This is a genomic window from Mesorhizobium sp. M0040, assembly GCF_040323505.1.
Lineage (GTDB): Bacteria > Pseudomonadota > Alphaproteobacteria > Rhizobiales > Rhizobiaceae > Mesorhizobium.
This window is the reverse complement of the sequence record NZ_JAMYVA010000015.1, coordinates 83,521-105,054: the sequence shown is the minus strand read 5'-3', so window position 1 is coordinate 105,054 and position 21,534 is coordinate 83,521. Positions and strand designations below refer to the sequence as shown.

The window sequence follows — 21,534 nt, the reverse complement described above, 5'->3', positions numbered from 1 at the left end:
GAACCGAAAGAAACGGACAGGCACAATGGCAACCGAAATCCGCGTCCCGACACTTGGTGAATCCGTCACCGAGGCAACCATCGGCAAATGGTTCAAGAAGGTCGGCGACGCGATCGCCGCCGATGAGCCGTTGGTTGAGCTCGAAACCGACAAGGTGACGGTGGAAGTGCCGGCCGCCGCCGCGGGCACGCTCGCCGAGATCGCCGTCAAGGAAGGCGAGACGGTCGGCGTCGGCGCACTGCTCGGCACGATTTCGGCAGGCGCCGGCGCGGCAGCCAATGCCGCCGCTCCGGCAACGAAGCAGGAGGCGGTGTCGCAGGCCTCGGCTCCGACTGCGGCCTCGAGCGTCAAGCAGGCCGCTGCCGAGACGGCCAAGATCGCCGGCGACGCCGGCGCAATCGAGACGCGCACCATGCCGCCGGCGCCGTCGGCGGCAAAGCTGCTGGCCGAGCACAATCTCGCAGTCGACCAGGTGTCGGGCTCGGGCAAGCGCGGCCAGGTGCTGAAAGGCGACGTGCTCGACCTGATCGCCAGGGGCGCGCCGTCGCAGCCGGCCGAAATGCCGAAGGCAGCGCCTGTACCGGCACCCGTTGCCGCGCGCGCGCCGTCCCCGGCCGACGATGCGTCGCGCGAGGAGCGCGTGCGCATGACCAAGCTGCGCCAGACCATCGCGCGCCGCCTCAAGGAAGCGCAATCGACCGCCGCCATGCTGACCACCTTCAACGAGGTCGACATGAGCGCGGTGATGGCGCTGAGGGGCAAATACAAGGACGTGTTCGAGAAGAAGCACGGCGTGAAGCTCGGCTTCATGGGCTTCTTCACCAAGGCCGTCACCCATGCGCTGAAGGAGATCCCGTCGGTCAATGCCGAGATCGATGGCACCGACATCATCTTCAAGAACTACGCTCATATCGGCGTTGCCGTCGGTACAGAGAAAGGCCTTGTCGTGCCGGTTGTGCGCAATGCCGACCAGATGTCGATCGCCGAAATCGAGAAGGACATCGGCAGGCTGGGGCTTGCGGCGCGCGACGGCAAGCTGTCGGTTGCGGATATGCAAGGCGGCACGTTTACGATTTCCAACGGTGGCGTTTACGGGTCGCTGATGTCGACGCCGATTCTCAACGCGCCGCAGTCGGGCATTTTGGGTATGCACAAGATTCAGGAGCGGCCGATGGTGGTCGGCGGCCAGATCGTCATCCGGCCGATGATGTATCTGGCGCTGTCCTACGACCACCGCATCGTCGACGGCAAGGAAGCGGTGACCTTCCTGGTCCGCGTCAAGGAAAGCCTGGAGGATCCTGAGCGGCTGGTGCTCGACCTCTAGGGGCAGCCGACGTGAGCCGGAGCATGGATCTGCGCCGCCGGATGAGTTCGTCTCGTTTCCGGTCCGGTTTGTTTGTCACAATCTGCGCACTCGGCGTGCAGACGGTCTCCGCCGCCCATGCCGCCTGCCCGCTCGAGCTCGCCGTCTATGGCGATCCTGAAAACGCCGCCGAGATCGATTTCAGGCCGACCGGCGAGTCGGCCGCCGTCACCAACAGCTTCAAGATGGTGCTCGACAAGGGCGTCGTGCTCGACGGCATCGTCATGTGGACGGAGGGCGTGGCGCGGCCGCATGGCTCGCTGATGTACAAATGCCCGGCCGGCGACGTCACCGGCGACGAACTCGCCGCCTGCACTGTGTGGGAGGGCGTCATCTACACTGCCGACGACCAGGGCAATATCGCGTTGCTGCCGGGCGAAGGAAAGGATGCGCCGAAGAAGCTGATCCTGCCCGATCTGGGAGCGTCGCTGCAGATGTCGGCGGCCTATGGCGCCAACGGCTTTTCCAAGGTGCCCTGGGACGTCTTTGCCCTGAAGGGATGTCAGGAATGAGCGCGAGCGGAAAAATCCTGCTGGTGACCGGCGGCAGCCGCGGCATCGGCGCCGCTACATGCAGGCTTGCCGCCAAGGCCGGCTATCGCATTGCGGTCAATTACGCGTCGAATGCAAAAGCCGCCGAAGCGGTGGTCGCCGACGTCGATGCCGCTGGCGGAGAAGCCTTCGCCGTCAAGGCCGATGTCGGCAGCGAGACGGACGTATTGGCCATGTTCGAGGCTGTCGATGGCCGTTTCGGTCGACTCGACGCGCTCGTCAACAATGCCGGCGTGGTCGACCAGAGCGCGCGCGTCGACGAGCTTAGCGCTGCAAGGCTGGAGAGCATGATGCGCATCAATGTGATCGCGCCGATGCTTTGCGCCCGCGAGGCGGTGAAGCGGATGTCGACCAGGCATGGCGGCAAGGGTGGCGCCATCGTCAATGTTTCTTCGATCGCGGCAAGGCTTGGCGGGCCGGGTCAATATGTCGACTACGCCGCCTCCAAGGGCGCGATCGATTCCTTCACCATCGGGCTTGCCCGCGAAGTGGCCGGCGAAGGCATTCGTGTCAACGTGGTCAGCCCGGGCATCATCGACACCGAAATTCATGCCTCCGGCGGGCAGCCGGATCGCGTCGAGAGAATGCGCAAGGTGGTGCCCATGCAGCGCGTCGGCACCGCCGAGGAAGTCGCAGCCGCAATTCTCTGGCTGCTGTCGGACGAGGCGTCCTACACAACAGGCGCCAATCTGGAAATCGGCGGCGGCCGCTAAAGCAAAAGGGACAGTATCATGGCCTATGACGTCGTTATCATCGGATCGGGACCAGGCGGCTACGTCTGCGCCATCAAGGCGGCGCAGCTCGGTCTGAAGACGGCGGTAGTCGAAAAGAACCCGACCTTCGGCGGTACCTGCCTCAACATCGGCTGCATCCCGTCAAAGGCGCTGCTGCATGCGTCCGAGATGTTTGCCGAGGCCGGCCATTCCTTCGACGCGCTCGGCGTCGAGATCGGCGCGCCCAAGCTCAATCTTGGGAAGATGATGGCACACAAGGATGCGACGGTGACGGCCAATGTCAATGGCGTCGCCTTCCTGTTCAAGAAGAACAAGATCGACAGTTTTCGTGGCACCGGCAAGGTGGTTGCGGCCGGCAAGGTGTCGGTGACCTCCGATGACGGCAAGGTCGAGGAGATCGAGACCAAGAACATCGTCATCGCCACCGGCTCCGACGTTGCCGGCATTCCCGGCGTCGAGGTCGATTTCGATGAGAAGGTGATCGTCTCGTCGACCGGCGCGCTGTCGCTGGACAAGGTGCCGGGCCATCTGGTGGTGGTCGGCGGCGGTGTCATCGGTCTGGAGCTCGGCTCGGTCTGGGCGCGGCTCGGCGCCAAGGTCACCGTGGTCGAGTTCCTCGACACCATCCTGGGCGGCATGGATGGCGAGGTCTCCAAGCAGTTCCAGCGCCTGCTGTCGAAGCAGGGCTTTGAGTTCAGGCTGGGCGCCAAGGTGACCGGCGTCGCCAAGGCCAAGAAGGGGGCGACGGTTACCTTTGAGCCGGTCAAGGGCGGAGCAGCCGAGACGATCGAGGCGGACGCGGTGCTGATTGCGACGGGACGACGGGCCTATTCGGACGCTCTCGGGCTGAAGGAGACCGGCGTCGACGTCGATGAGCGCGGCCGGGTCAAGACCGACGGCCATCTCAGGACCAACGTGCCTGGCATCTATGCCATCGGCGATGTCATCGCCGGGCCGATGCTTGCACACAAGGCTGAGGACGAGGGCGTGGCGGTGGCCGAAACCATCGCCGGCCAGGCCGGTCATGTGAACTATGACGTGATTCCGAGCGTCGTCTACACCACGCCGGAAATCGCCACGATCGGCAAGACCGAAGAAGAATTGAAGAAGGCCGGCATCGACTACAAGGCCGGAAAATTCCCGTTCAGCGCCAATGGCCGCGCGCGCGCCATGCTGCATACCGACGGCTTTGTGAAAATCCTGGCCGACAAGGCCAGCGACCGTGTACTCGGCGTCCACATCGTCGGCTTCGGGGCCGGCGAGATGATCCATGAGGCGGTCGTGCTGATGGAATTTGGCGGCTCGTCGGAAGACCTTGCCCGCACCTGCCACGCCCATCCGACAATGTCGGAAGCGGTAAAGGAGGCGGCATTGGCGACGTTCTTCAAGCCGATCCATATCTGAGCGGTTGAATCGCGGGCGACGGTGGCGATTGGCGAAAGCGGGCTGGTAGCCAATCTCCACCAAGTGGGGGAGATGTCCGGCAGGACAGAGAGGGGCGCGAAGGATCACCACAGACGGCTTCCATTCTGAACCGCAGATGGATTCCAGGATCTCCGCGATGTCGCTTCGCTCCTGCTCCGCGCTGGATGACGAAGATGAAGTTAGCCTATGGCTAATCGCAGCTCAGACCATCGACTGCTGCTCCAAAAACAAAACGGCCCGCCTTTCAGCGGGCCGTTCATATATTAAATCAGCAGTCTGATCACTGAGCCGGGGCTGGTGCCGGTGCTGGGGCCGGGGCCGGGGCTGGCGCAGGGGCCGGAGCGGGTGCAGGCTCAGCCGGAGCCGGAGCCGGAGCGGGTGTTGCCGGAGCTGGCGCAGGAGCCGGTTCGGCTGGTTTCATCGGCTCGGCGGGCGCTGGGGCGGGAGCCGGTGTGCTGGCTGCGGGCGGTTCGGCAGGCGCAGGTGCCTCGCTACGTCTTCCAAAAACATAATAGGCGACAATTGCCAGGATAACGACGACCAGTGCAATCAGCCAGCCGCTGCCGCCGCCGCGTGGCCGTGCGGTACCCGGTGAGGTGAATGGGTCGTTCGGATTGGGTGTGTTCGCCATAAAAGTGTCCTCCGTGGATGAAAAACATCAAGTAATAGCCATCAACGTACAATCGTTGAATCGGTTTCACATTAGGCGTTGAAAACGCCGAAAACAGGGCAATTCTGATCCGGAATCGCTTGCAGGCATGCATTTCCACCGCAAAATGGGTTTCGATCGAGCCAAACCGAACCTTTTTCAGTTTCTTGGCACGAAGCGCGGCTGGTCCGCCGTCGCGCCACGAGTAAGGGCTGATCCCGCCTCGGCAATGATTCGGTGTGCAACTCCGCCGTGTCGTTCAGTTGACGGCGGTCACCGTATAGCCGGTCTTGCGGAAACCCTCGACCAAGCCTTGCGCTCCGGGAAGGTGCATGGCGCCGACCGCCATGAAGACATTGCCGTGGGCGAGGATCGGCGCTGCACGATCGACCATCACCTTGTTGCGGCTGGTGATCATGGTCTGCTCGAATTCGGCGTAACCCGATTGGTCGTCGACCTGTTCGGGGATGACGGCCCGAAACAGCGGTACATACATGCCAGTGTCGCCACGCCGGTAAAGCACGATCATGGTTTCGTTGACATCGTTCACCTTGTCGCCAAGCTTCAGCGTATCGACCAGCCCCTTCAGGTGAAAGGCGATCGGCAGCGAAGCCATGGCGCGCAGCTGGTCGGCGATTGTCTCCAGCCCCTCGACCGATTTGCCCGAAGCCTCGGTGTCCTTGGCAAGCTTGACGTCGAGCACCGGCGCACCGCCAGCCTGGCGGGCGACTTCGCATACAGGTAGCGCCACCATCGCCGACAGCAACCAGGGTTTCATCTTGGCGACGGTCGCTGGCGGGATGCCACGCGCATCGAGCGCCTTGTTGACCACCGCCGCATCCTCCGGCGACAGCAGCGACGAAAGCGTCGTCTTGTCGGTGAACATCATCAGATCCGGCTCTTTCAGCAGTGCGGCCATCATCTTCTGCTTGTCGAGCACTTCGGTGGTCTCGATGATGACGGTGCCAGCCGCATCGAATGCCTTCTGCGCGGCGGGTGGCAGCGTGGTGACGCGCGGGTCGGTAACGTGCATGGTGCCGAACAGGAAGGACGGTTTTTCGCCCGATTTTTCGAGCTTCCACAGCAGGCCCTTGCCGTTCGGCGTCGCTGCCGCGTCTGCCTCGATCTTGCGGTAGGCAGCCGGGTCGTCCTTTTGCAGCGCGCTCAGCATATCGCTACCGGCGCAGGCCGAAGTCTCGGCGCGTGCCTTGCCCGCGGCGAGCAGCGCGACGATGAGGAAAGAGAGGAAAAACAGGGCGTTGAGCGCGACGAGCAGCTTCAGCGACATATGGGTCGCGCGGTCGGCGATGGCGATGAGGCGTTTCATGCCGCGGTTCTAAGCGCGAAAAGCGGCAAAACGGTTAATCGGCGCATCAAAATTGTTGCGAGATGGCCACCGACACATGCATCGATCACGCACGAGGATGAGCTGCTTCGTAAATCTCGAGCAGCCTGGCGGTGTCGACGCCGGTGTATATCTGGGTTGTCGACAGGCTGGCATGGCCGAGCAACTCCTGGATGGTGCGCAGGTCGCCGCCGCGCCCTAGCAGATGCGTGGCGAAGGAATGGCGCAGCGCATGCGGCGTCGCCGTGTCGGGCAGGTTGAGCGCCGAGCGCAGCTTGGCCATGTCGCGCTGGACGATTGCCGGGTTCAGCGGGCCGCCGCGGGCACCGCGAAACAGCAGGCCCTTGGGATCGAGATGCCAGGGACACAAGCGGCGGTATTCGGCAATCGCCCGCAGCGCCACCGGCAGCACCGGCACCAGCCGGGTCTTGCCACCCTTGCCGGTGACGCGCAGCACGGTATCACCAGGTGAGGAAAGATCGGCGCCCGACAGGCCGAGCGCCTCGGAGATCCGCAAGCCGGACCCATAGAGCAGGGTCAGCACGGCGGCGTTGCGCGCGGCAATCCACGGCTCCTCCGCCAGTTGGCCTTCCACCGAGACGACGTGTTTTGCATCGCTTGCGGTCAGCGGCTTGGGCAGCGATTTCGGCTGCCGCGGCGCGCGCAAGGCTGTCGCACCTGCCGCATTGGCGAGGCCGCGCCGTTCCAGGAAACGCAGCAGCGAGCGGATGCCGGCCAGCCCGCGCCCGAGCGTGCGGGCGCCGGCGCCCTCGGCACGGCGGGCAGCGAGAAAGCCGCGCAAATCGGCGGGGCGCAGATCGGCGATGTCGGAAATGCCGGGCGAGCCGCCGCAATGGCCGGTCAGGAAATGCAGGAACTGGCGCGTGTCGCGCTCATAGGCCTCGACGGTTTCGGGCGATAGCCGGCGTTCGCGCGCCAGCATCTTCAGCCAGGCCTCGCGCGCCGCCTGCAGGTCGGGTTTTGCCGGTATGAGGAATTCCTGCATTGCACTCTTCCAGTTCCCCGCCATCTTCCGGCACGCGGGTTAGGAAGTGGTGAAGAGCGGCGTCATTGAAATGACGACGGGCTGGGGTTAGAGCAAGGCAAAGGATTTTCCGCAGATGATCAAGCCGCAAAACCCCGTCCAGATGGCCGTGATCGGTGCCGCGCATGGCATCAAGGGCGAATTGCGCGTCAAGAGCTTTACCGGCGACCCGCTGGCGCTGGCCGATTACGGTCCGCTCTACGCCAGGGATGGCCGCGCCTTCCAGATCGTCGACATCAGGCCCGCCAACACCGTGGTGGTGGTGCGGTTCAAAGGCGTCAACGACCGCAATGCCGCCGAGGCGCTGGCCGGCACCGAATTGTTCGTCGATCGTTCGGTGTTGCCCGATGAGGGCGAAGAGGATGAATTCTACCATGCCGACCTCGTCGGACTGGAGGTCAAGGACGACACCGGTGCGGTCGTCGGCAAGGTCGTCGCCGTGCACAATTTCGGCGGCGGCGACATTCTCGACGTGACGCTTGTCGGGCGCAAAGGGGTGCTCATCCCGTTCACGCAGGCCGCCGTTCCGGAAGTGTCGATCGCCGGCGGCTTTGTCCGCGTTGATCCAGCCGCCGCAGGGTTGGTCGAGGACGAGGACGGCGAGCCTATCGCTGACGACGGTTTCGACCCCAAGGGCAGGCCGCGCGGGCCGAGGGACGCCGGAGGCAACCGGTGAGTTTTTCGGCTTCGGTGCTGACGCTCTATCCCGAGATGTTTCCCGGCGCGCTTGGCCTGTCGCTGGCCGGTCGTGCGCTCGAGACCGGCATTTGGTCGCTCGAAACGATCCAGATCCGCGACTTTGCCAGCGATCGTCACCGGACCGTCGATGACACGCCGGCCGGCGGCGGCGCCGGCATGGTGATGCGGGCAGACGTGCTGGCCAGCGCCATCGACCACGCCTCGCCGGCAGGCGATCCACGTCCGCGCCTGCTGATGAGCCCGCGCGGCAAGCCGCTGACGCAGGCACGGGTGCGCGAGCTCGCCGGCGGGCCGGGTGCGGTGATCGTCTGCGGCCGCTTCGAAGGCGTCGACCAGCGGGTCATTGAATCGCGCGGCCTCGAGGAAGTTTCGATCGGCGACTTCATCCTGTCCGGCGGCGAGCCGGCGGCACTCGTGCTGCTCGACGCCGTGGTGCGCCTGCTGCCCGGCGTCATGGGCAATGCGGTATCGGGCGAGGAAGAGAGCTTTGAAAACGGCCTGCTCGAACATCCGCATTATACGCGGCCGCAGAAGTTCGAGGGCCGGCCGATTCCCGAAGTGCTGATTTCGGGCAATCACAGGAAGATCGCGGCGTGGCGGCGGGCCGAAGCGGAGAGGCTGACGAAGGAGCGACGGCCGGATCTTTCAGCCGCTCAGCCCTTATCGAAATAGTAGAAAGCCAGGAACAGGCCGACGGCGATGACGAAGCCGCGCACCGCGTTCTGCGGCACGCGCCTGGCGATCCAGACGCCGGCATAGCCGCCCAGCGCGCCACCCGGGATCATGATGATCGCCTGCAGCCAGGCAATGACGCCGCCCGAGACGAAGACGAGGATGGCAACCGCAGCGATGACCACGGCCAGCATGTTCTTCAGTGCGTTCAGCCGGTGATAGTCGCCGGACTGGGTGAGACCGAGCGTCGCCAGCATCATGACGCCCATGCCGGCGCCGAAGAAGCCGCCATAGACGGCGGTGGCGAACTGCGCCAGCGACCCGACCAGCGAACCTACCGCGGCCTCATGCTCCGGCTTGGGCGCCGGCTTCAGCCATGGCCCGGCAGCGAACAGTGCGGTTGCCGCCAGCAGCAGCCACGGCACCAAGGCGCGGAACGACGGGTTGTCGAGCCCTAGAAGGATAAGCGCGCCAGACAGCGCACCGAGAGCCGAAATGAGGCTGAGCAGCAGTGCGCCGCGCCAGAAATGCTTGATGTCGTGCCAATAGGCGAGCGTCGAGGTGATGTAGCCAGGAAATTGCGTCACCGACGATGTCGCATTGGCGACGATCGGCGGCAGGCCGGCCAGTGTCATGGCGCCAAAGGTTATGAACGTGCCGCCGCCGGCAACGGCATTGACCGCGCCTGATACAAAGCCGGCGAGAAAGAGCAGGACCGCGTCCAAGATTGGCATGAGGGGTGTCGTCGCTGGAGGAAAATGCCTGTCTTCCGGCTTAGGAAGCTTGACGCGCGGGCGCAACCCCCTGGACCACAAGCGATCACGGGATTGCCACAGCGGGCGCCAGCCCAAGAAGCAGCGCAAAAAAGAAACGGCCCAAAAAAGAAACGGCGAAGACGTGACAAAGCGCCGAAATAGCTGTATGTGCGCGCCGAACCGGAAGAAAAATCTGCCAAGAGCGATCTTCTGGCCCGTCAACAATGACGGTGTAGTCGCCCCTGCCCGATGTTCTCGAACAGAAGTTCTCGAACGAAGGGCATAGCCGAGCGGTCGATGCGACTGCAAGGCGAGTGTCGGACGCTCTGACTGTCGGAAGAACAAGAAGTGGATCTATGAGATGGACATCCTCCGTCAGCTTGAGGCCGAGCAGGCCGCCAAGATCGAAGCCAAGCGCAAGCTCCCCGAATTCCAGCCCGGCGATACCGTGCGCGTCCAGGTCCGCGTGACCGAAGGCACCCGCACCCGCGTCCAGGCCTATGAGGGCGTCGTCATCGCCCGCGCCGGCGCCGGCTTCCAGGAAAACTTCACCGTCCGCAAGATCTCCTACGGCGAAGGCGTGGAGCGTGTGTTCCCGGTCTATTCGCCGATGGTCGAGGGGGTCGAGATCGTGCGCCGCGGCAAGGTGCGTCGCGCCAAGCTGTACTATTTGCGTGACCGTCGCGGCAAGTCGGCCCGCATTTCGGAAAACACCGGTGTGCGCGCCCGCAAGCTCAACGACGAAGAGCGCGATGCGCTGAACGCCGAGAAGGCGCGCATCGAGGCCGAGAAAGTGGCCGCCGCCCAGGCGCTGGCCGCCGAGAAGGCCGCGCAGGACGCCGCCGAGAAGAAGGCCGCCGACGAGGCCGCGAAGGCCGCGGAAGCAGCTGCCGCCGAATAAGGCTTTTCAAGAACGTATTTTCGGAAAGGCGGCTTCGGCCGCCTTTTTGTTTCGCGAGGCGGATTCTATTTTGCCGGGCTGCGTCGGCCGCAATCGATACGGATCGTTGCGTAATGCCGCCGTTGAAAGCATTGGAATCCATTTTCGTGCCGAACGCCGCATCGGAGCGGCTTGCAAGGCGCCTGCGGAAAGCTAAAGTCGGCGCCGGATTTCCTGCATGCCTCGGCCGATCGAGGCGGTTCAGTTCCTGGGGAGCATCGTCATGATCAATTCGAAACTGCTGCTGGCCGGCCTGCTGGCTTGCCTTCTCGTGCCTGTCGCGGCTCTGGCGCAGGCGCTGCCCGACCTCGGCGGCAAGAAAGTGGTGGTGGTGACCGAAAACGCCTATCCGCCGCTGCAGTTCATCGATGCCAAGACCGGCAAGCAGATCGGTTGGGAATATGACGCGATGAACGAGATCGCCAAACGGCTGAATTTCAAGGTCGAGTACCAGAATACCTCTTGGGACGCGATGATCCAGGCGGTTTCCGACAATCAGTACAACATCGGCATGACCGGCATCACCATCAAGGACGACCGCAAGCAGAAGGTCGATTTCTCCGATCCGTATATGCGCTCGGAACAGTTCATGCTGGTGCGCGGCGACGAGAAGCGCTTCACCGATGCCAAGACGTTCGCCGTCTTCAAGGACGGGCTGATCGGCGCGCAGGCCGGCACGACGCCCTTCTACACCGCTGTCTACAGCGTGCTCGACGGCAATGAGCAGAACCCGCGCATAAAGCTGTTCGAGACATTCGGCGCGACGGTGCAGGCGCTGAAGGCCGGCGACGTCGACGTCGTGCTCACCGACGGCACTGCCGGCAAGGGCTATGTCGATGCGTCCAATGGCGGGCTGAAGCTGATCGGCGGCCCGCTCGGCACCGAGGATTTCGGCTTCATCTTCCCCAAGGGCTCCGACCTGGTGAAGCCGGTCAACGCGGCAATCGCCGCGCTCAAGGCCGACGGTACGCTCGACGCGCTCAACAAGAAGTGGTTCCTCGACTACAAGATGGGGCAGTAGGCCCGCTTGTTGCGCGCATTTCATGACGATTGTGCGCGGGAACTCGCGCTGACTCTGCGCTCGTACACCCCCCTCTGTCCTGCCGGACATCTCCCCCTCAAAGGGGGAGATCGGATTTCGCATCGGCTTTCGCCAATTTTCAGTGTTGCAGAACGGGCCGCGAGGTCAAAGCTGCCGATCTCCCCCCTGGAGGGGGAGATGGCCGGCAGGCCAGAGGGGGGTGTGACAGAACGCTGCCTTCGTGACTCTGTTATCGGTACCGCTTGATGCCGTCGGCGCCTCTCGCCTCAGCCAAATCCGACTTCCCGTGGTGGCTTGCCGTGGCCGTGGCGATCGCCTTGGCCGCCGCCATCTTCATCGCTGCCAGCGACCTCTATGCCCAGGTCTTCGCAACCGTCGCCAAGGGCATCGGGGTCACCATCTTCGTCACGGTGGTCGCCTTCGCGCTGGCTTGCGCGATCGGCCTCGGCGTCGCGCTGATGGGCCTGTCGGGCTCACGCTGGCTCAGCCAGATCGGCCGCTTCTATGTCGAGATCATCCGCGGCGTGCCGATGCTGGTGCTGTTGTTCTGGATCGCCTTTGCCGGCGCGCCGGCCTTCGTCGCGGCATGGAACGCGCTGACGGCGCCGCTGCAAAGCGCCGGCCTCTTCGGTGAGCTGCTGGTACGCGACGTGTCGTTGCTTTGGCGCGCCGTCATGGCGCTGACCATCGGCTATTCCGCCTTCATCTCGGAGGTGTTCCGCGCCGGTATCCAGGCGGTCGAGAAGGGGCAGATCGAGGCGGCCAAGGCGCTCGGGCTGACGCGCACCCAGCGCTTCCGGCTGGTCATCTTTCCGCAGGCGATCCGCACCATCCTGCCGCCGCTCGGCAATGATTTCGTCGCCATGGTCAAGGATTCCTCGCTGGTCTCGGTGCTGGGCGTCGCCGACATCACCCAGATGGGCAAGATCTACGCCGCCGGCTCGTTCCGCTTCTTCGAAACCTATTCGATCGTCGCCTATATCTATCTCATCCTGACCGTCGGCCTGTCGCTGGCCTTGCGGGCGCTGGAGAAGCGGCTCCGCCACCAGCATGGGGAATAGAAGGCAGGCGAAAACGGCGCTACCATCGAGCGGACGCGACCGGGGAGGACCCATGATCATCGACAAGGCCAATGCGGCGCTGGAAGCGGTCTATACGGCCGACACGCCTGAGACGCTCGCCAAGGCCTATGCGCAATGGGCCGCGACCTATGACGGCGAAACCGCGGCGCTCGGCTATCTCCTGCCGTTCCTGATCACCGCCTGGGTGGCGCGCCACGTGCCGGCGGGCGAAGGGCCGCTGCTCGACGCCGGCTGCGGCACCGGCCTGTCGGGGCCGTCGCTCAAGGCGCTCGGCTACCACGATATTGCCGGGCTCGACCTGTCGCAGGACATGCTGAAAATCGCCGGCAGCCGGCAGGCCTACAGCGAGCTGAAACAGGCGATGCTCGGCGGGCCATTGCCTTGGGCGGACGGGTATTTCCGCGCCTTTTTCTCGACCGGCGTGTTCACCATCAGCCACGCACCGGCGTCGGGCCTGCATGAACTGGTACGCATCACCAGGACGGGCGGCCACGCCATCTTCACGGTTCGCGACCAGGTGTTTGAAAGCGGCGGGTTCAAGGCCGTGTTTGGCGAACTGGAGCAGGCGAAAAAATGGCGGCCGGTCGAGGAGAGCCCGTGGTTTCGCTGCTACGCAATCGCCGAGCCCGACGCGCTGGTGAAGACCTTCGTGTTCGAGGTGCTGTGAAGCGCCTGCGAAGGCAGACGCGATTGCTGAAAAGCCAAAACATTGATATGAGCAGCGCCATGGAAGAGCTTTTTGGCGATCCGGCCTATAAAGGTTTCGTGCTGCAGGACAGGAAACGCCTGCCGTCGCGATTTTCCGCGCGCGTCTGCGGGGCGCTGACCAGCCGACTTAGCTAGGGCAGACTCGCCAGGCTGTTTCGCCGGTCCGACCGGCGTCGTTTTCCCTTTTTAAATCGACGGATTTACGCAAATGAGCGCACCGCGCACCCTCTACGACAAAATTTTCGACGACCATGTTGTCGACCGCCAGGACGACGGCACCTGCCTGCTCTATATCGACCGCCATCTGGTCCACGAAGTCACCAGCCCGCAGGCTTTCGAAGGCCTGCGCATAACCGGCCGCAAGGTTCGGCATCCGGAAAAGACGCTGGCCGTGGTCGACCACAATGTGTCGACCTCGCCCGAGCGCAAGTTCGGCATCAAGAACGAGGAAAGCCGCATCCAGGTCGAGGCGCTGGCCAAGAACGCCAAGGATTTCGGCATCGAATATTATTCCGAGAAGGATATCCGCCAGGGCATCGTCCACATCATCGGTCCCGAGCAAGGCTTTACGCTGCCCGGCATGACCATCGTCTGCGGCGACAGCCACACCTCGACGCATGGCGCGTTCGGGGCGCTGGCGCATGGCATCGGCACCTCGGAAGTCGAGCATGTGCTGGCGACGCAGACGCTGATCCAGCGCAAGGCCAAGAACATGCTGGTGCGCGTCGACGGCGCACTGCCGGAAGGCGTCACCGCCAAGGACATCATCCTCGCCATTATCGGCGAGATCGGCACGGCCGGCGGCACCGGCTATGTCATCGAATATGCCGGCGAGGCAATCCGTGCGCTGTCGATGGAAGGCCGCATGACGATCTGCAACATGTCGATCGAAGCCGGCGCCCGCGCCGGCCTGATCGCGCCCGACGAGACCACCTTCGCCTATGTCAAGGACAAGCCGCGCGCCCCCAAGGGCGAAGCCTGGGACGCCGCGCTCGCCTACTGGAAGACGCTGCAGTCCGACGAAGGCGGGCATTTCGACAAGGTGGTCGTGCTCGACGCGGCAAAGCTGCCGCCGATCGTCTCCTGGGGCTCCTCGCCCGAGGACGTGGTCTCGGTGCAAGGCATCGTGCCGAACCCGGACGACATCACTGATGAGAACAAGCGCACCTCCAAGCAGCGCGCACTCGACTATATGGGCCTGAAGCCGGGCACCAAGATCACCGATATCGAACTCGATCGCGTCTTCATCGGCTCCTGCACCAATGGCCGCATCGAGGATCTGCGCGCCGCCGCCAAGGTGATCGAGGGCAGACAAGTCAATCCGCGGGTCAGTGCGATGATCGTGCCGGGCTCCGGCCTGGTCAAGGAACAGGCAGAGGCCGAAGGCCTCGACAAGATCTTTGTCGCCGCCGGCTTTGACTGGCGTGAGCCGGGCTGCTCGATGTGCCTTGCTATGAACGACGACCGGCTGAAGCCGCATGAGCGCTGCGCCTCGACCTCGAATCGCAATTTCGAGGGGCGCCAAGGCTTCAAGGGCCGGACGCATCTGGTGTCGCCGGCAATGGCCGCGGCGGCGGCGATCGCCGGCCATTTCGTCGACATCCGCGAGTGGAAATAGGGCAGGCGCGCGCAGTCGGATATGAGGAGCCCGAGCCGCAATGCGGTTCGGGCATTCTTCAGTCGGGCCGCCTGACGAATTCGTGGAATCCCTCACGGCGGCCGGGTTGGTCCTTTGCGACGACCAGCGCCAGTTGGCGCTCGTCGAAGAGTTTGAACCATTCGTCCCATTCGACCAGTTCGTAGCCGCCGGCGTTGACCGGGCGTTCGGCCTCATCCTGGTCCTGGTAGGCATGCTGGCCGAAGACCAGCCTCAGCATGGGCTGCGTTCCGGCTTCGGGCGACACGTCGACGATCGCCGGAAAGCCGGCGCGTGCCGCGGCCCATGAGCGAATTGCATCGTGATCGGTCAGCATGATCGTGTCGGCCATCGGAGCGTCTCCTGGTTGCCGTCGTGAAACGCCGCTCGCCGTTCGCGGTTCCGCCCAGCGGCTTTGTCGACGCACCTGTCGTATATTCGCTTTCGCTTAACCGCTTGTTTGGGCTTCCGCTCTAAGGTCCTCCAAGGGGAAGCGAGGGGAAATTACAGCGCTTGGACACCGACCTGCTCATAGCGCTGCTCAATCCAGGCATCGCCCTCACACTCGGCGCGGCATTTCTCGTGCTGTGGTTCTATCAGCGCCACCGTTCCTATCTGGCTGTGCTGGCGGCGGGCTACTCGGCCTCGGCCGCAGGCTTCCTGCTCCAGTATTTCACGCTGCCGGTCGGCATGGCACCGACCAAGCTCATCTCGATCCTGTGCTTCACCTTCGCCACCTGCTGTCTCGCCGGCGCGGTCATTGCGCGCTATGGGCGGCGCGTGCCTTACCCGGCGGTCGGCATTCTGGCCTGCGGCGGCCTGGCCGCGTTCTCGTGGTTTCTTTTTGCCCGGCCGGATCTCACCTGGCGTATCCTTGCCATCAATTTCAGCTTCGGCGGCATCAGCCTGGTTGTCGCCGCCGAGTTGCGCGTGGTGCGCAACAACGGCCCGACAGAAATGATCCTGTTCGTGCTGTCGCTGCTTTCCGGCCTGAACTTCCTGGCGCGGACGCTTGCCGTCGTCATCGCGCATGGGCCGTTCACCAGCTATGAAGGGCTTTACTCCTCGTCCTACTGGACGACGGCTTTGCTGTCGCATGCATTGCTGTCGCTGCTTATTGCGCTTTGCCTGTTCGGCGCCGCCGCGCTCGACGTGATGAAGGCCCTGAAGACCGAAACCCTGACAGACCCGCTGTCGGGCCTGCTCAACCGCCGCGGCTTCGAGGAGCGCGCCATGCTTGTCCTGCAGCACTGTGCCACGGCGCAATTGCCGGTTGCGCTGGTGCTTGCCGATCTCGATCATTTCAAGGCGCTCAACGATCAGCATGGCCACGCGGCCGGCGATCGCGTCATCGCCGACTTCGCTGCCAAGCTTCTGTCGGCTGCAGGTACGCGCGGCGTTGCCGGCCGTATCGGCGGCGAAGAGTTCGCCGTGCTGTTGCCGCTCAGCGACCTTGGCGCGGCAAGACTGTTTGCCGAAGCCATTCGCACGGTCTATTCGGCGGGCAGAATCGACGGACTTCCGCCCGACACAAGAGTGACCGCGAGCTTCGGCGTGGCCGCCCGCACCAGCGACGAAGGGCTGGACCCACTGATGCGCCGCGCCGACGAAGCGCTCTACAAAGCCAAAAGGAGTGGCCGCGACAGCGTATGCCTGTCCTGTCAGCGGCCTGAAACGGTCGTCCTTCCCAATCGGACCAGTGCTGGCTGAGCGTCAGCGGCGGCTTCGAATTAACGTCTTTTTCGCGCGTTGGTGATTTGCTGTTCGGGGGGAGTGCCAAAACGCCATGGGCAGCGCTAATTTCATCCTGATGATCAACCTGTTCGTTGCCGGGCTGCTGGCGGCGGCCTTCATGACGATCGCGGTCTATGACGCCGGCCGGGTGTCGGCACGCTGGCTGGCGTTCGGCTATGTGCTCGGCACGGCTTATTTCGCGATCGAGTTCAGCATTCCTGCCTTCGACAATGCGCGCCCCATGGTTGTCGCCGCCTTTGCCGCCTTCCTTGGCGCTACCGTCGCCTTCAATGGCGGGCTTGCCCATAAATACCGCGTTTCGCCGCCTTGGCCGCCGATGCTGTTCTTCCTGGTCTTCGCCACCCTCGCGGTCTACTTCGTGCAGGACCTGCCACGCCAATCCTTTGTGCGAATGGCGGCCTACCAGCTTCCCTATGCGGCCATGCAGTTCACCGGGCTGGCGATCGTCGTGTCGTCCAGGCAAAGACGCGAGCGGCTCGACTATATGCTGATGGCTGTCCTGGCGGCCAGCACCTTGCAGTTCGCCAGCAAACCCTTCATCGCCCATGCGCTTGGTGGCTGGGGCGCCAACCCGCAATCTTATGCGCAGACCAGCTATGCGTTGGTGTCGCAGTCGGTCGGCACCGTGTTCGGCCTGGCGCTTGCGCTGGTGACATTGGCTATCCTGGTCCGCGACGTGCTCGCCGAGGCGACGTCGAAATCGGAAACCGACACGCTTTCGCGGCTGCTCAACCGTGGCGGCTTCGAGCGCCATGCCGAGATCGCACTGCGTGACGCCATGCGGCGCGCCGTTCCGGCGGCACTGGTCATTGCCGATCTCGACCATTTCAAGCGCATCAACGATACTTACGGCCACGCGTCGGGCGATCGGGTCATCGAGACCTTTGCCGGTTTTCTCCGCGATGCCGCGGCCGACCATCATGTCGCCGGCCGCATCGGCGGCGAGGAATTCGCTATTTTCCTGCCGGGGACCAATCTAGCCGCCGCCCGGCTCTTTGCCGAGGGCACGCGTAGCGCCTTCGGTGCCACGCCGATCGACTGCCTGCCCGCGGATCACCGCTGCAGCGCCAGCTTCGGCGTTGCCGAGCTTGGTCCGGGTGAAAGCTTTTCCGACCTGCTGCGGCGCGCCGACAAAGCGCTCTATCAGGCGAAGGGCAGCGGTCGCGATTGCGTGCGTGTCTCGGTGGGGCCGGCTGTTGCCCTGCCGGCGCCGTCAACCAAGGGCGGCGTGGCCGTCAGCGGCAGGGGCTGAGCTCCGGCATTTCGCCGTCGGAGAGGCCGTACATATAGCTGCGGCCCTTGACGAAAACCGGCGGCCTATAGCAGTCGCCGCCGCGGACATCGTCCGATTCGTTTTCGTAGATCACGTCGGGCTGGCCGGCGCTGGTGTAGTCGGACAATTCCTTGGCCAGCTTGCCCTCGCCAACGAGGATACGCTTGTAGCCGGCGGCACTGTCGATGACGAGATTGCCGAAGGAATCGGCATAGACGCGGTCATGATGGCGCGTCCCGGCGAATGCCGGTGCGACGACGCCGACGGCGAGCGCCGCCAATAGGAACCAGGGAAGGCGCGATCCTGCTGAATTCGAATGCATGGCGTGCTGCTCCATTGCTGAGAGGCAAGCCTCCTCGAATCAGAAATTAACCTTTTATTAACCTTTGTTAAGAGGGCAACCGCAGCAGGGGCGAGGTCTCGGAAAATATGGTTAATACTCGATCGCCCACCGGCCATCATTCGGCCATGCCTTGTTCCCACCATCCCCAGCATCGGGCGCGACTCAAAAAGCATGAAATCCGGTGGCTTGCCGGAGCATCGCGGCGGGCTCGATACGCGGGGGGAAAGCAGCAAATGAGATTACGCCGCACGTTTCGGATGGCGCTGGCCATTCCGCCGCTGCTGGCTGCCGCCGCCTGCGCGCCGCAGACCAGCGCGCCCAAGCTCGGCAACACGGCCGCCGCTTCCGTGTCGCTGGCTCCCGCCGCTAGCGAACCGACGGCACCGCAGCCGCGCACAGCTACTTACAACTGCGCCGACGGTAGCGTGATGACCATCGAGAATCTCGGCACGTCGGTGCGCGTCCTCGGCCAGAACGGCGCCAGCGCCGAGCTGCCGGCGTCACCGGCCAATCAGACCAGCCGTTACGGCGAGGCGCATGACGCAATCGTGATCGATGGGCGTGAGGCGCTGGTGATGAAGGGCGGTGCATCACCGCTGGCCTGCAAGCGCTGATCCGCCCCTTGCGCCAGCCATATTTTGCAGTGCGGCGACATTGTGCCGGCGCAAGGCGACAGTCCTAATCGATTGAAGCTGAAAGCCTCGCTTTCATCAGACTAAATTACGTTTTCGAAACGGTTTTCCGGCTTTGACGCGGTGCAAAAAGAGCATTAGAAACCGGCTGTCCGAAGTCGCAACCGGAAGCGGTAATGCCGCATTCCCACCTGAGGCTCCAGAGACGCCGAACTGGGGGAGCCATGAGCAAATCACCAGCCACCCGCGAATTTGCCAGACGTGAACGGCCGCTTTCGCCGCATCTGACCGTCTATCGGCCGCCGATCACCATGACGATGTCGATCGTCCACCGCATCACCGGCGGGGCGCTCTATTTCGGCACGCTGCTGGTCGCGCTGTGGCTGATGGCGGCGGCGAGCTCGGAGGCGACCTTCAATGCCGTCAACTGGGCCTTCGGCTCGTGGCTGGGACGGCTGGTGCTGTTCGGCTACAGCTGGGCGCTGATGCACCACATGCTGGGCGGTGTGCGCCATCTTATCTGGGACACTGGGGCAGGGCTGGAAAAGCATACGGCATCGAGGATCGCCTGGGCGACGCTTGCCGGCTCGGTCACGCTGACGCTGCTGATCTGGATCGCCGGCTACATGGCGCGGGGAGCCTGACATGAACGGCAAGAACACCGACATGCGCACGCCGCTGGCCAAGGTCCGCGGCCTCGGTTCCGCCCGCGAGGGCACCGGCCATTTCTGGCGCCAGCGGCTGACGGCGATCTCCAACATCCCGCTGGTCCTGTTCTTCGTCGGCTTCCTGATCGCACTCAACGGCGCCAGCTATCTCGAGGTGCGCGCCGCACTTGCCAATCCGTTCGTTGCACTGGTGCTGGCGCTGGTGCTGTTGTCGGTGCTCTACCACATGCGGCTCGGCATGCAGGCGATCATCGAAGACTATGTGCATGGCGAAGGCACCAGGCTGGCGCTGCTCGCCCTCAACACATTCTTTCCCGTAGTCGTCGGCGTCGCTTCGGTCTTCGCCCTGCTTAAACTGGCATTTGGAGGCTGATTTTTTGGCCAAGGACGCGAAGAACGCCAACACGGCTTCCGCCTATAGCTATGTCGATCACAAATTCGACGTCGTGGTCGTCGGCGCCGGCGGCGCCGGCCTGCGCGCCGCGCTCGGCATGGCCGAACAGGGCCTGCGCACCGCCTGCATCACCAAAGTGTTCCCGACGCGCTCGCATACGGTTGCGGCGCAGGGCGGCATCGCCGCCTCGCTCGCCAATATGGGTCCCGACAACTGGCAGTGGCATCTCTTCGACACCGTCAAAGGCTCAGATTGGCTGGGCGACACCGACGCTCAAGAATACATGGTGCGCGAAGCGCCGGCGGCGGTCTACGAGCTCGAGCACTACGGCGTTCCCTTCAGCCGCACCGAGGACGGGAAAATCTACCAGCGGCCGTTCGGCGGCATGATGATGAATTTCGGCGAGGGGCCGCCGGTGCAGCGCACCTGTGCGGCCGCCGACCGCACCGGCCACGCCATGCTGCACACGCTCTACGGCCAGTCGCTGAAGCACAATGCGCAGTTCTTCATCGAGTATTTCGCGCTCGACCTGATCATGGAGCCGGACGGCACCTGCACCGGCGTCGTCGCCTGGAACCTCGACGACGGCACCATCCATCGCTTTTCGGCCAAGATGGTGGTGCTGGCGACCGGCGGCTATGGCCGCGCCTATTTCTCGGCCACCTCGGCGCATACCTGCACCGGCGATGGCGGCGGCATGGCCGCACGCGCAGGCCTGCCGCTGCAGGATATGGAGTTCGTGCAGTTCCACCCGACCGGCATATACGGCGCCGGCTGCCTGATCACCGAGGGCGCGCGCGGCGAGGGCGGCTATCTCGTCAATTCCGAGGGCGAGCGCTTCATGGAGCGCTACGCGCCGTCGGCCAAGGACCTTGCTTCCCGAGACGTGGTCTCGCGCTGCATGACGCTGGAGATCCGCGAGGGCCGCGGCGTCGGCCCGAAGAAGGATCACATTTTCCTGCATCTCGACCATCTCGACCCGGCCGTTCTGCACGAGAGGCTTCCGGGTATTTCGGAATCGGCAAAGATCTTTGCCGGCGTCGACCTGACCAAGGAGCCGATCCCGGTGCTGCCGACGGTCCACTACAATATGGGCGGCGTGCCGACCAATTACTGGGGCGAGGTGCTGAACCCGACGGCGTCGAATCCGGACCAGGTGTCGCCCGGGCTGATGGCGGTCGGCGAAGCCGGCTGCGCCTCGGTGCACGGTGCTAACCGGTTGGGCTCCAACTCGCTGATCGACCTGGTGGTGTTCGGCCGTGCGGCGGCAATCCGGGCCGGCCAGGTGATCGACCGCACATCGGCGATCCCTTCGCCCAACGAGGCCGCCGTCGAAAAGATCATGGACCGCTTCGACCGGCTGCGTCACGCCAACGGCTCGACGCCGACCGCGGTGCTACGCGAAAAGATGCAGAAGGCGATGCAGGAGGACGCGGCGGTGTTCCGCACCCAGGAATCGCTGGAAAGCGGCTGCAGGCGCATTTCGCAGATCTGGGGTGAACTCGGCGACGTCAAGGTGTTTGACCGCTCGATGATCTGGAACTCCGACCTGGTCGAGACGCTGGAGCTGGAAAACCTGATGGCCAACGCCATCACCACCGTCTACGGCGCCGAGGCGCGCAAGGAAAGCCGCGGCGCGCACGCGCGGGAGGACTTTTCGGCCCGCGACGACGCCAACTGGCGCAAGCATACGCTGGCTCGGCTCAACGAGGCCGGCGAGGTGGCGCTCACCTACCGGCCGGTGCACACCGAAACGCTGCTTAAGGAAGCAGACGGCGGCATCAACCCGGCCAAGATCGCGCCAAAGGCCAGGGTGTATTGAC

22 protein-coding genes are annotated in these 21,534 nt (G+C 64.1%); 17 read left to right on the top strand and 5 right to left on the bottom strand.

Annotation, left to right across the window (positions count from 1 at the left end; translation table 11 throughout):
- Nucleotides 1-25 precede the first annotated feature (25 nt).
- From odhB to lpdA, 4 genes are read left to right on the top strand one after another with little or no spacing between them, the layout of a single operon-like run.
- Nucleotides 26-1,324, top strand: a complete 1,299-nt coding sequence (odhB, locus tag NKJ91_RS15845) for a 2-oxoglutarate dehydrogenase complex dihydrolipoyllysine-residue succinyltransferase (protein ID WP_352450170.1) — start codon at nucleotides 26-28, stop codon at nucleotides 1,322-1,324.
- Between the two features lie 23 nt (nucleotides 1,325-1,347).
- Complete coding sequence (locus NKJ91_RS15840; RefSeq protein WP_352450169.1) at nucleotides 1,348-1,875, top strand: hypothetical protein; 528 nt, start codon at nucleotides 1,348-1,350, stop codon at nucleotides 1,873-1,875.
- Nucleotides 1,872-2,627 carry an SDR family oxidoreductase gene (locus NKJ91_RS15835; protein ID WP_352456329.1) on the top strand — a complete coding sequence of 252 codons (756 nt, stop codon included), beginning with the start codon at nucleotides 1,872-1,874 and terminating at the stop codon, nucleotides 2,625-2,627. Before NKJ91_RS15840 ends, NKJ91_RS15835 begins: the two co-directional genes overlap by 4 nt.
- Before the next feature lie 18 nt (nucleotides 2,628-2,645).
- On the top strand, nucleotides 2,646-4,052 hold the full coding sequence (gene lpdA, locus NKJ91_RS15830) for a dihydrolipoyl dehydrogenase (RefSeq protein WP_352456328.1): 1,407 nt from the start codon (nucleotides 2,646-2,648) through the stop codon (nucleotides 4,050-4,052).
- A gap of 929 nt (nucleotides 4,053-4,981) precedes the next feature.
- On the opposite strand, the gene NKJ91_RS15825 is transcribed toward lpdA, so the two are convergent.
- Nucleotides 4,982-6,049 (bottom strand): TraB/GumN family protein, encoded by a 1,068-nt coding sequence (locus NKJ91_RS15825; protein ID WP_352456327.1) that lies wholly within the window; start codon nucleotides 6,047-6,049, stop codon nucleotides 4,982-4,984.
- Nucleotides 6,050-6,134: 85 nt separating this feature from the next.
- Nucleotides 6,135-7,073, bottom strand: coding sequence for a tyrosine recombinase XerC (locus tag NKJ91_RS15820; RefSeq protein WP_352456326.1), 939 nt, complete (start codon nucleotides 7,071-7,073; stop codon nucleotides 6,135-6,137).
- Between the two features lie 115 nt (nucleotides 7,074-7,188).
- Between NKJ91_RS15820 and rimM the strand changes: the two genes are divergently transcribed.
- A complete protein-coding gene (rimM, locus tag NKJ91_RS15815; RefSeq protein WP_352456325.1) occupies nucleotides 7,189-7,788 on the top strand; it encodes a ribosome maturation factor RimM in 600 nt (199 codons plus the stop codon).
- Entirely contained in the window at nucleotides 7,785-8,483 is a 699-nt protein-coding gene (gene trmD, locus NKJ91_RS15810) for a tRNA (guanosine(37)-N1)-methyltransferase TrmD (RefSeq protein WP_352456324.1), read from the top strand. The genes rimM and trmD overlap by 4 nt, the downstream gene beginning before the upstream one ends.
- Here the strand turns inward: trmD and NKJ91_RS15805 are convergent.
- On the bottom strand, nucleotides 8,465-9,217 hold the full coding sequence (locus NKJ91_RS15805; RefSeq protein ID WP_352456323.1) for a sulfite exporter TauE/SafE family protein: 753 nt from the start codon (nucleotides 9,215-9,217) through the stop codon (nucleotides 8,465-8,467). The two genes, trmD and NKJ91_RS15805, sit on opposite strands and share 19 nt — an antisense overlap.
- A gap of 382 nt (nucleotides 9,218-9,599) precedes the next feature.
- Here NKJ91_RS15805 and rplS point away from each other — a divergent pair, with 382 nt between their 5' ends.
- The 5 genes from rplS (at nucleotide 9,600) to leuC (ending at nucleotide 14,628) form a co-directional block, all read left to right on the top strand.
- Nucleotides 9,600-10,139, top strand: coding sequence for a 50S ribosomal protein L19 (rplS, locus tag NKJ91_RS15800; RefSeq protein WP_254817835.1), 540 nt, complete (start codon nucleotides 9,600-9,602; stop codon nucleotides 10,137-10,139).
- A gap of 262 nt (nucleotides 10,140-10,401) precedes the next feature.
- The gene (locus tag NKJ91_RS15795) at nucleotides 10,402-11,199 is read left to right on the top strand and encodes a transporter substrate-binding domain-containing protein (RefSeq protein ID WP_352456322.1); all 798 of its coding nucleotides are present in this window, start codon (nucleotides 10,402-10,404) and stop codon (nucleotides 11,197-11,199) included.
- Between the two features lie 266 nt (nucleotides 11,200-11,465).
- The gene (locus NKJ91_RS15790; protein WP_023679777.1) at nucleotides 11,466-12,281 is read left to right on the top strand and encodes an amino acid ABC transporter permease; all 816 of its coding nucleotides are present in this window, start codon (nucleotides 11,466-11,468) and stop codon (nucleotides 12,279-12,281) included.
- Between the two features lie 52 nt (nucleotides 12,282-12,333).
- Nucleotides 12,334-12,969, top strand: coding sequence for a class I SAM-dependent DNA methyltransferase (locus NKJ91_RS15785; protein WP_352456321.1), 636 nt, complete (start codon nucleotides 12,334-12,336; stop codon nucleotides 12,967-12,969).
- A gap of 249 nt (nucleotides 12,970-13,218) precedes the next feature.
- Nucleotides 13,219-14,628 (top strand): 3-isopropylmalate dehydratase large subunit, encoded by a 1,410-nt coding sequence (leuC, locus tag NKJ91_RS15780; protein ID WP_352456320.1) that lies wholly within the window; start codon nucleotides 13,219-13,221, stop codon nucleotides 14,626-14,628.
- Between the two features lie 58 nt (nucleotides 14,629-14,686).
- On the opposite strand, the gene NKJ91_RS15775 is transcribed toward leuC, so the two are convergent.
- A complete protein-coding gene (locus NKJ91_RS15775) occupies nucleotides 14,687-14,998 on the bottom strand; it encodes a hypothetical protein (RefSeq protein WP_023679773.1) in 312 nt (103 codons plus the stop codon).
- 161 nt (nucleotides 14,999-15,159) lie between these two features.
- Between NKJ91_RS15775 and NKJ91_RS15770 the strand changes: the two genes are divergently transcribed.
- Both NKJ91_RS15770 and NKJ91_RS15765 read left to right on the top strand, forming a co-directional pair.
- Nucleotides 15,160-16,356, top strand: coding sequence for a GGDEF domain-containing protein (locus NKJ91_RS15770; protein ID WP_352456319.1), 1,197 nt, complete (start codon nucleotides 15,160-15,162; stop codon nucleotides 16,354-16,356).
- Between the two features lie 76 nt (nucleotides 16,357-16,432).
- Nucleotides 16,433-17,653 (top strand): GGDEF domain-containing protein, encoded by a 1,221-nt coding sequence (locus tag NKJ91_RS15765; protein WP_352456318.1) that lies wholly within the window; start codon nucleotides 16,433-16,435, stop codon nucleotides 17,651-17,653.
- Here NKJ91_RS15765 and NKJ91_RS15760 read toward each other — a convergent pair.
- Nucleotides 17,637-17,996 carry a hypothetical protein gene (locus tag NKJ91_RS15760; RefSeq protein ID WP_352450158.1) on the bottom strand — a complete coding sequence of 120 codons (360 nt, stop codon included), beginning with the start codon at nucleotides 17,994-17,996 and terminating at the stop codon, nucleotides 17,637-17,639. The genes NKJ91_RS15765 and NKJ91_RS15760 overlap by 17 nt on opposite strands.
- A gap of 254 nt (nucleotides 17,997-18,250) precedes the next feature.
- Here NKJ91_RS15760 and NKJ91_RS15755 point away from each other — a divergent pair, with 254 nt between their 5' ends.
- From NKJ91_RS15755 to sdhA, 4 genes are all read left to right on the top strand, one after another.
- Nucleotides 18,251-18,631: a hypothetical protein gene (locus NKJ91_RS15755; protein WP_352450157.1), complete on the top strand. Its 381-nt coding sequence runs from the start codon at nucleotides 18,251-18,253 to the stop codon at nucleotides 18,629-18,631.
- A 242-nt stretch (nucleotides 18,632-18,873) separates the two neighbouring features.
- Nucleotides 18,874-19,293: a succinate dehydrogenase, cytochrome b556 subunit gene (gene sdhC / locus NKJ91_RS15750; RefSeq protein WP_292663224.1), complete on the top strand. Its 420-nt coding sequence runs from the start codon at nucleotides 18,874-18,876 to the stop codon at nucleotides 19,291-19,293.
- Nucleotide 19,294: 1 nt separating this feature from the next.
- The gene (gene sdhD / locus NKJ91_RS15745) at nucleotides 19,295-19,690 is read left to right on the top strand and encodes a succinate dehydrogenase, hydrophobic membrane anchor protein (RefSeq protein ID WP_292663226.1); all 396 of its coding nucleotides are present in this window, start codon (nucleotides 19,295-19,297) and stop codon (nucleotides 19,688-19,690) included.
- Between the two features lie 4 nt (nucleotides 19,691-19,694).
- Complete coding sequence (gene sdhA, locus NKJ91_RS15740; RefSeq protein WP_023679766.1) at nucleotides 19,695-21,533, top strand: succinate dehydrogenase flavoprotein subunit; 1,839 nt, start codon at nucleotides 19,695-19,697, stop codon at nucleotides 21,531-21,533.
- Nucleotide 21,534 lies beyond the last annotated feature (1 nt).

Excerpts from the sequence above, each read along its gene's own strand:
- odhB (WP_352450170.1), top strand. The coding sequence starts at position 26 with ATGGCAACCGAAATCCGCGTCCCGACACTTGGTGAATCCGTCACCGAG.
- NKJ91_RS15840 (WP_352450169.1), top strand. The coding sequence starts at position 1,348 with ATGGATCTGCGCCGCCGGATGAGTTCGTCTCGTTTCCGGTCCGGTTTG.
- NKJ91_RS15835 (WP_352456329.1), top strand. The coding sequence starts at position 1,872 with ATGAGCGCGAGCGGAAAAATCCTGCTGGTGACCGGCGGCAGCCGCGGC.
- lpdA (WP_352456328.1), top strand. The coding sequence starts at position 2,646 with ATGGCCTATGACGTCGTTATCATCGGATCGGGACCAGGCGGCTACGTC.
- NKJ91_RS15825 (WP_352456327.1), bottom strand. The coding sequence starts at position 6,049 with ATGAAACGCCTCATCGCCATCGCCGACCGCGCGACCCATATGTCGCTG.
- NKJ91_RS15820 (WP_352456326.1), bottom strand. The coding sequence starts at position 7,073 with ATGCAGGAATTCCTCATACCGGCAAAACCCGACCTGCAGGCGGCGCGC.
- rimM (WP_352456325.1), top strand. The coding sequence starts at position 7,189 with ATGATCAAGCCGCAAAACCCCGTCCAGATGGCCGTGATCGGTGCCGCG.
- NKJ91_RS15805 (WP_352456323.1), bottom strand. The coding sequence starts at position 9,217 with ATGCCAATCTTGGACGCGGTCCTGCTCTTTCTCGCCGGCTTTGTATCA.
- rplS (WP_254817835.1), top strand. The coding sequence starts at position 9,600 with ATGGACATCCTCCGTCAGCTTGAGGCCGAGCAGGCCGCCAAGATCGAA.
- NKJ91_RS15795 (WP_352456322.1), top strand. The coding sequence starts at position 10,402 with ATGATCAATTCGAAACTGCTGCTGGCCGGCCTGCTGGCTTGCCTTCTC.
- NKJ91_RS15790 (WP_023679777.1), top strand. The coding sequence starts at position 11,466 with ATGCCGTCGGCGCCTCTCGCCTCAGCCAAATCCGACTTCCCGTGGTGG.
- NKJ91_RS15785 (WP_352456321.1), top strand. The coding sequence starts at position 12,334 with ATGATCATCGACAAGGCCAATGCGGCGCTGGAAGCGGTCTATACGGCC.
- leuC (WP_352456320.1), top strand. The coding sequence starts at position 13,219 with ATGAGCGCACCGCGCACCCTCTACGACAAAATTTTCGACGACCATGTT.
- NKJ91_RS15775 (WP_023679773.1), bottom strand. The coding sequence starts at position 14,998 with ATGGCCGACACGATCATGCTGACCGATCACGATGCAATTCGCTCATGG.
- NKJ91_RS15765 (WP_352456318.1), top strand. The coding sequence starts at position 16,433 with ATGGGCAGCGCTAATTTCATCCTGATGATCAACCTGTTCGTTGCCGGG.
- NKJ91_RS15760 (WP_352450158.1), bottom strand. The coding sequence starts at position 17,996 with ATGCATTCGAATTCAGCAGGATCGCGCCTTCCCTGGTTCCTATTGGCG.
- NKJ91_RS15755 (WP_352450157.1), top strand. The coding sequence starts at position 18,251 with ATGAGATTACGCCGCACGTTTCGGATGGCGCTGGCCATTCCGCCGCTG.
- sdhC (WP_292663224.1), top strand. The coding sequence starts at position 18,874 with ATGAGCAAATCACCAGCCACCCGCGAATTTGCCAGACGTGAACGGCCG.
- sdhD (WP_292663226.1), top strand. The coding sequence starts at position 19,295 with ATGAACGGCAAGAACACCGACATGCGCACGCCGCTGGCCAAGGTCCGC.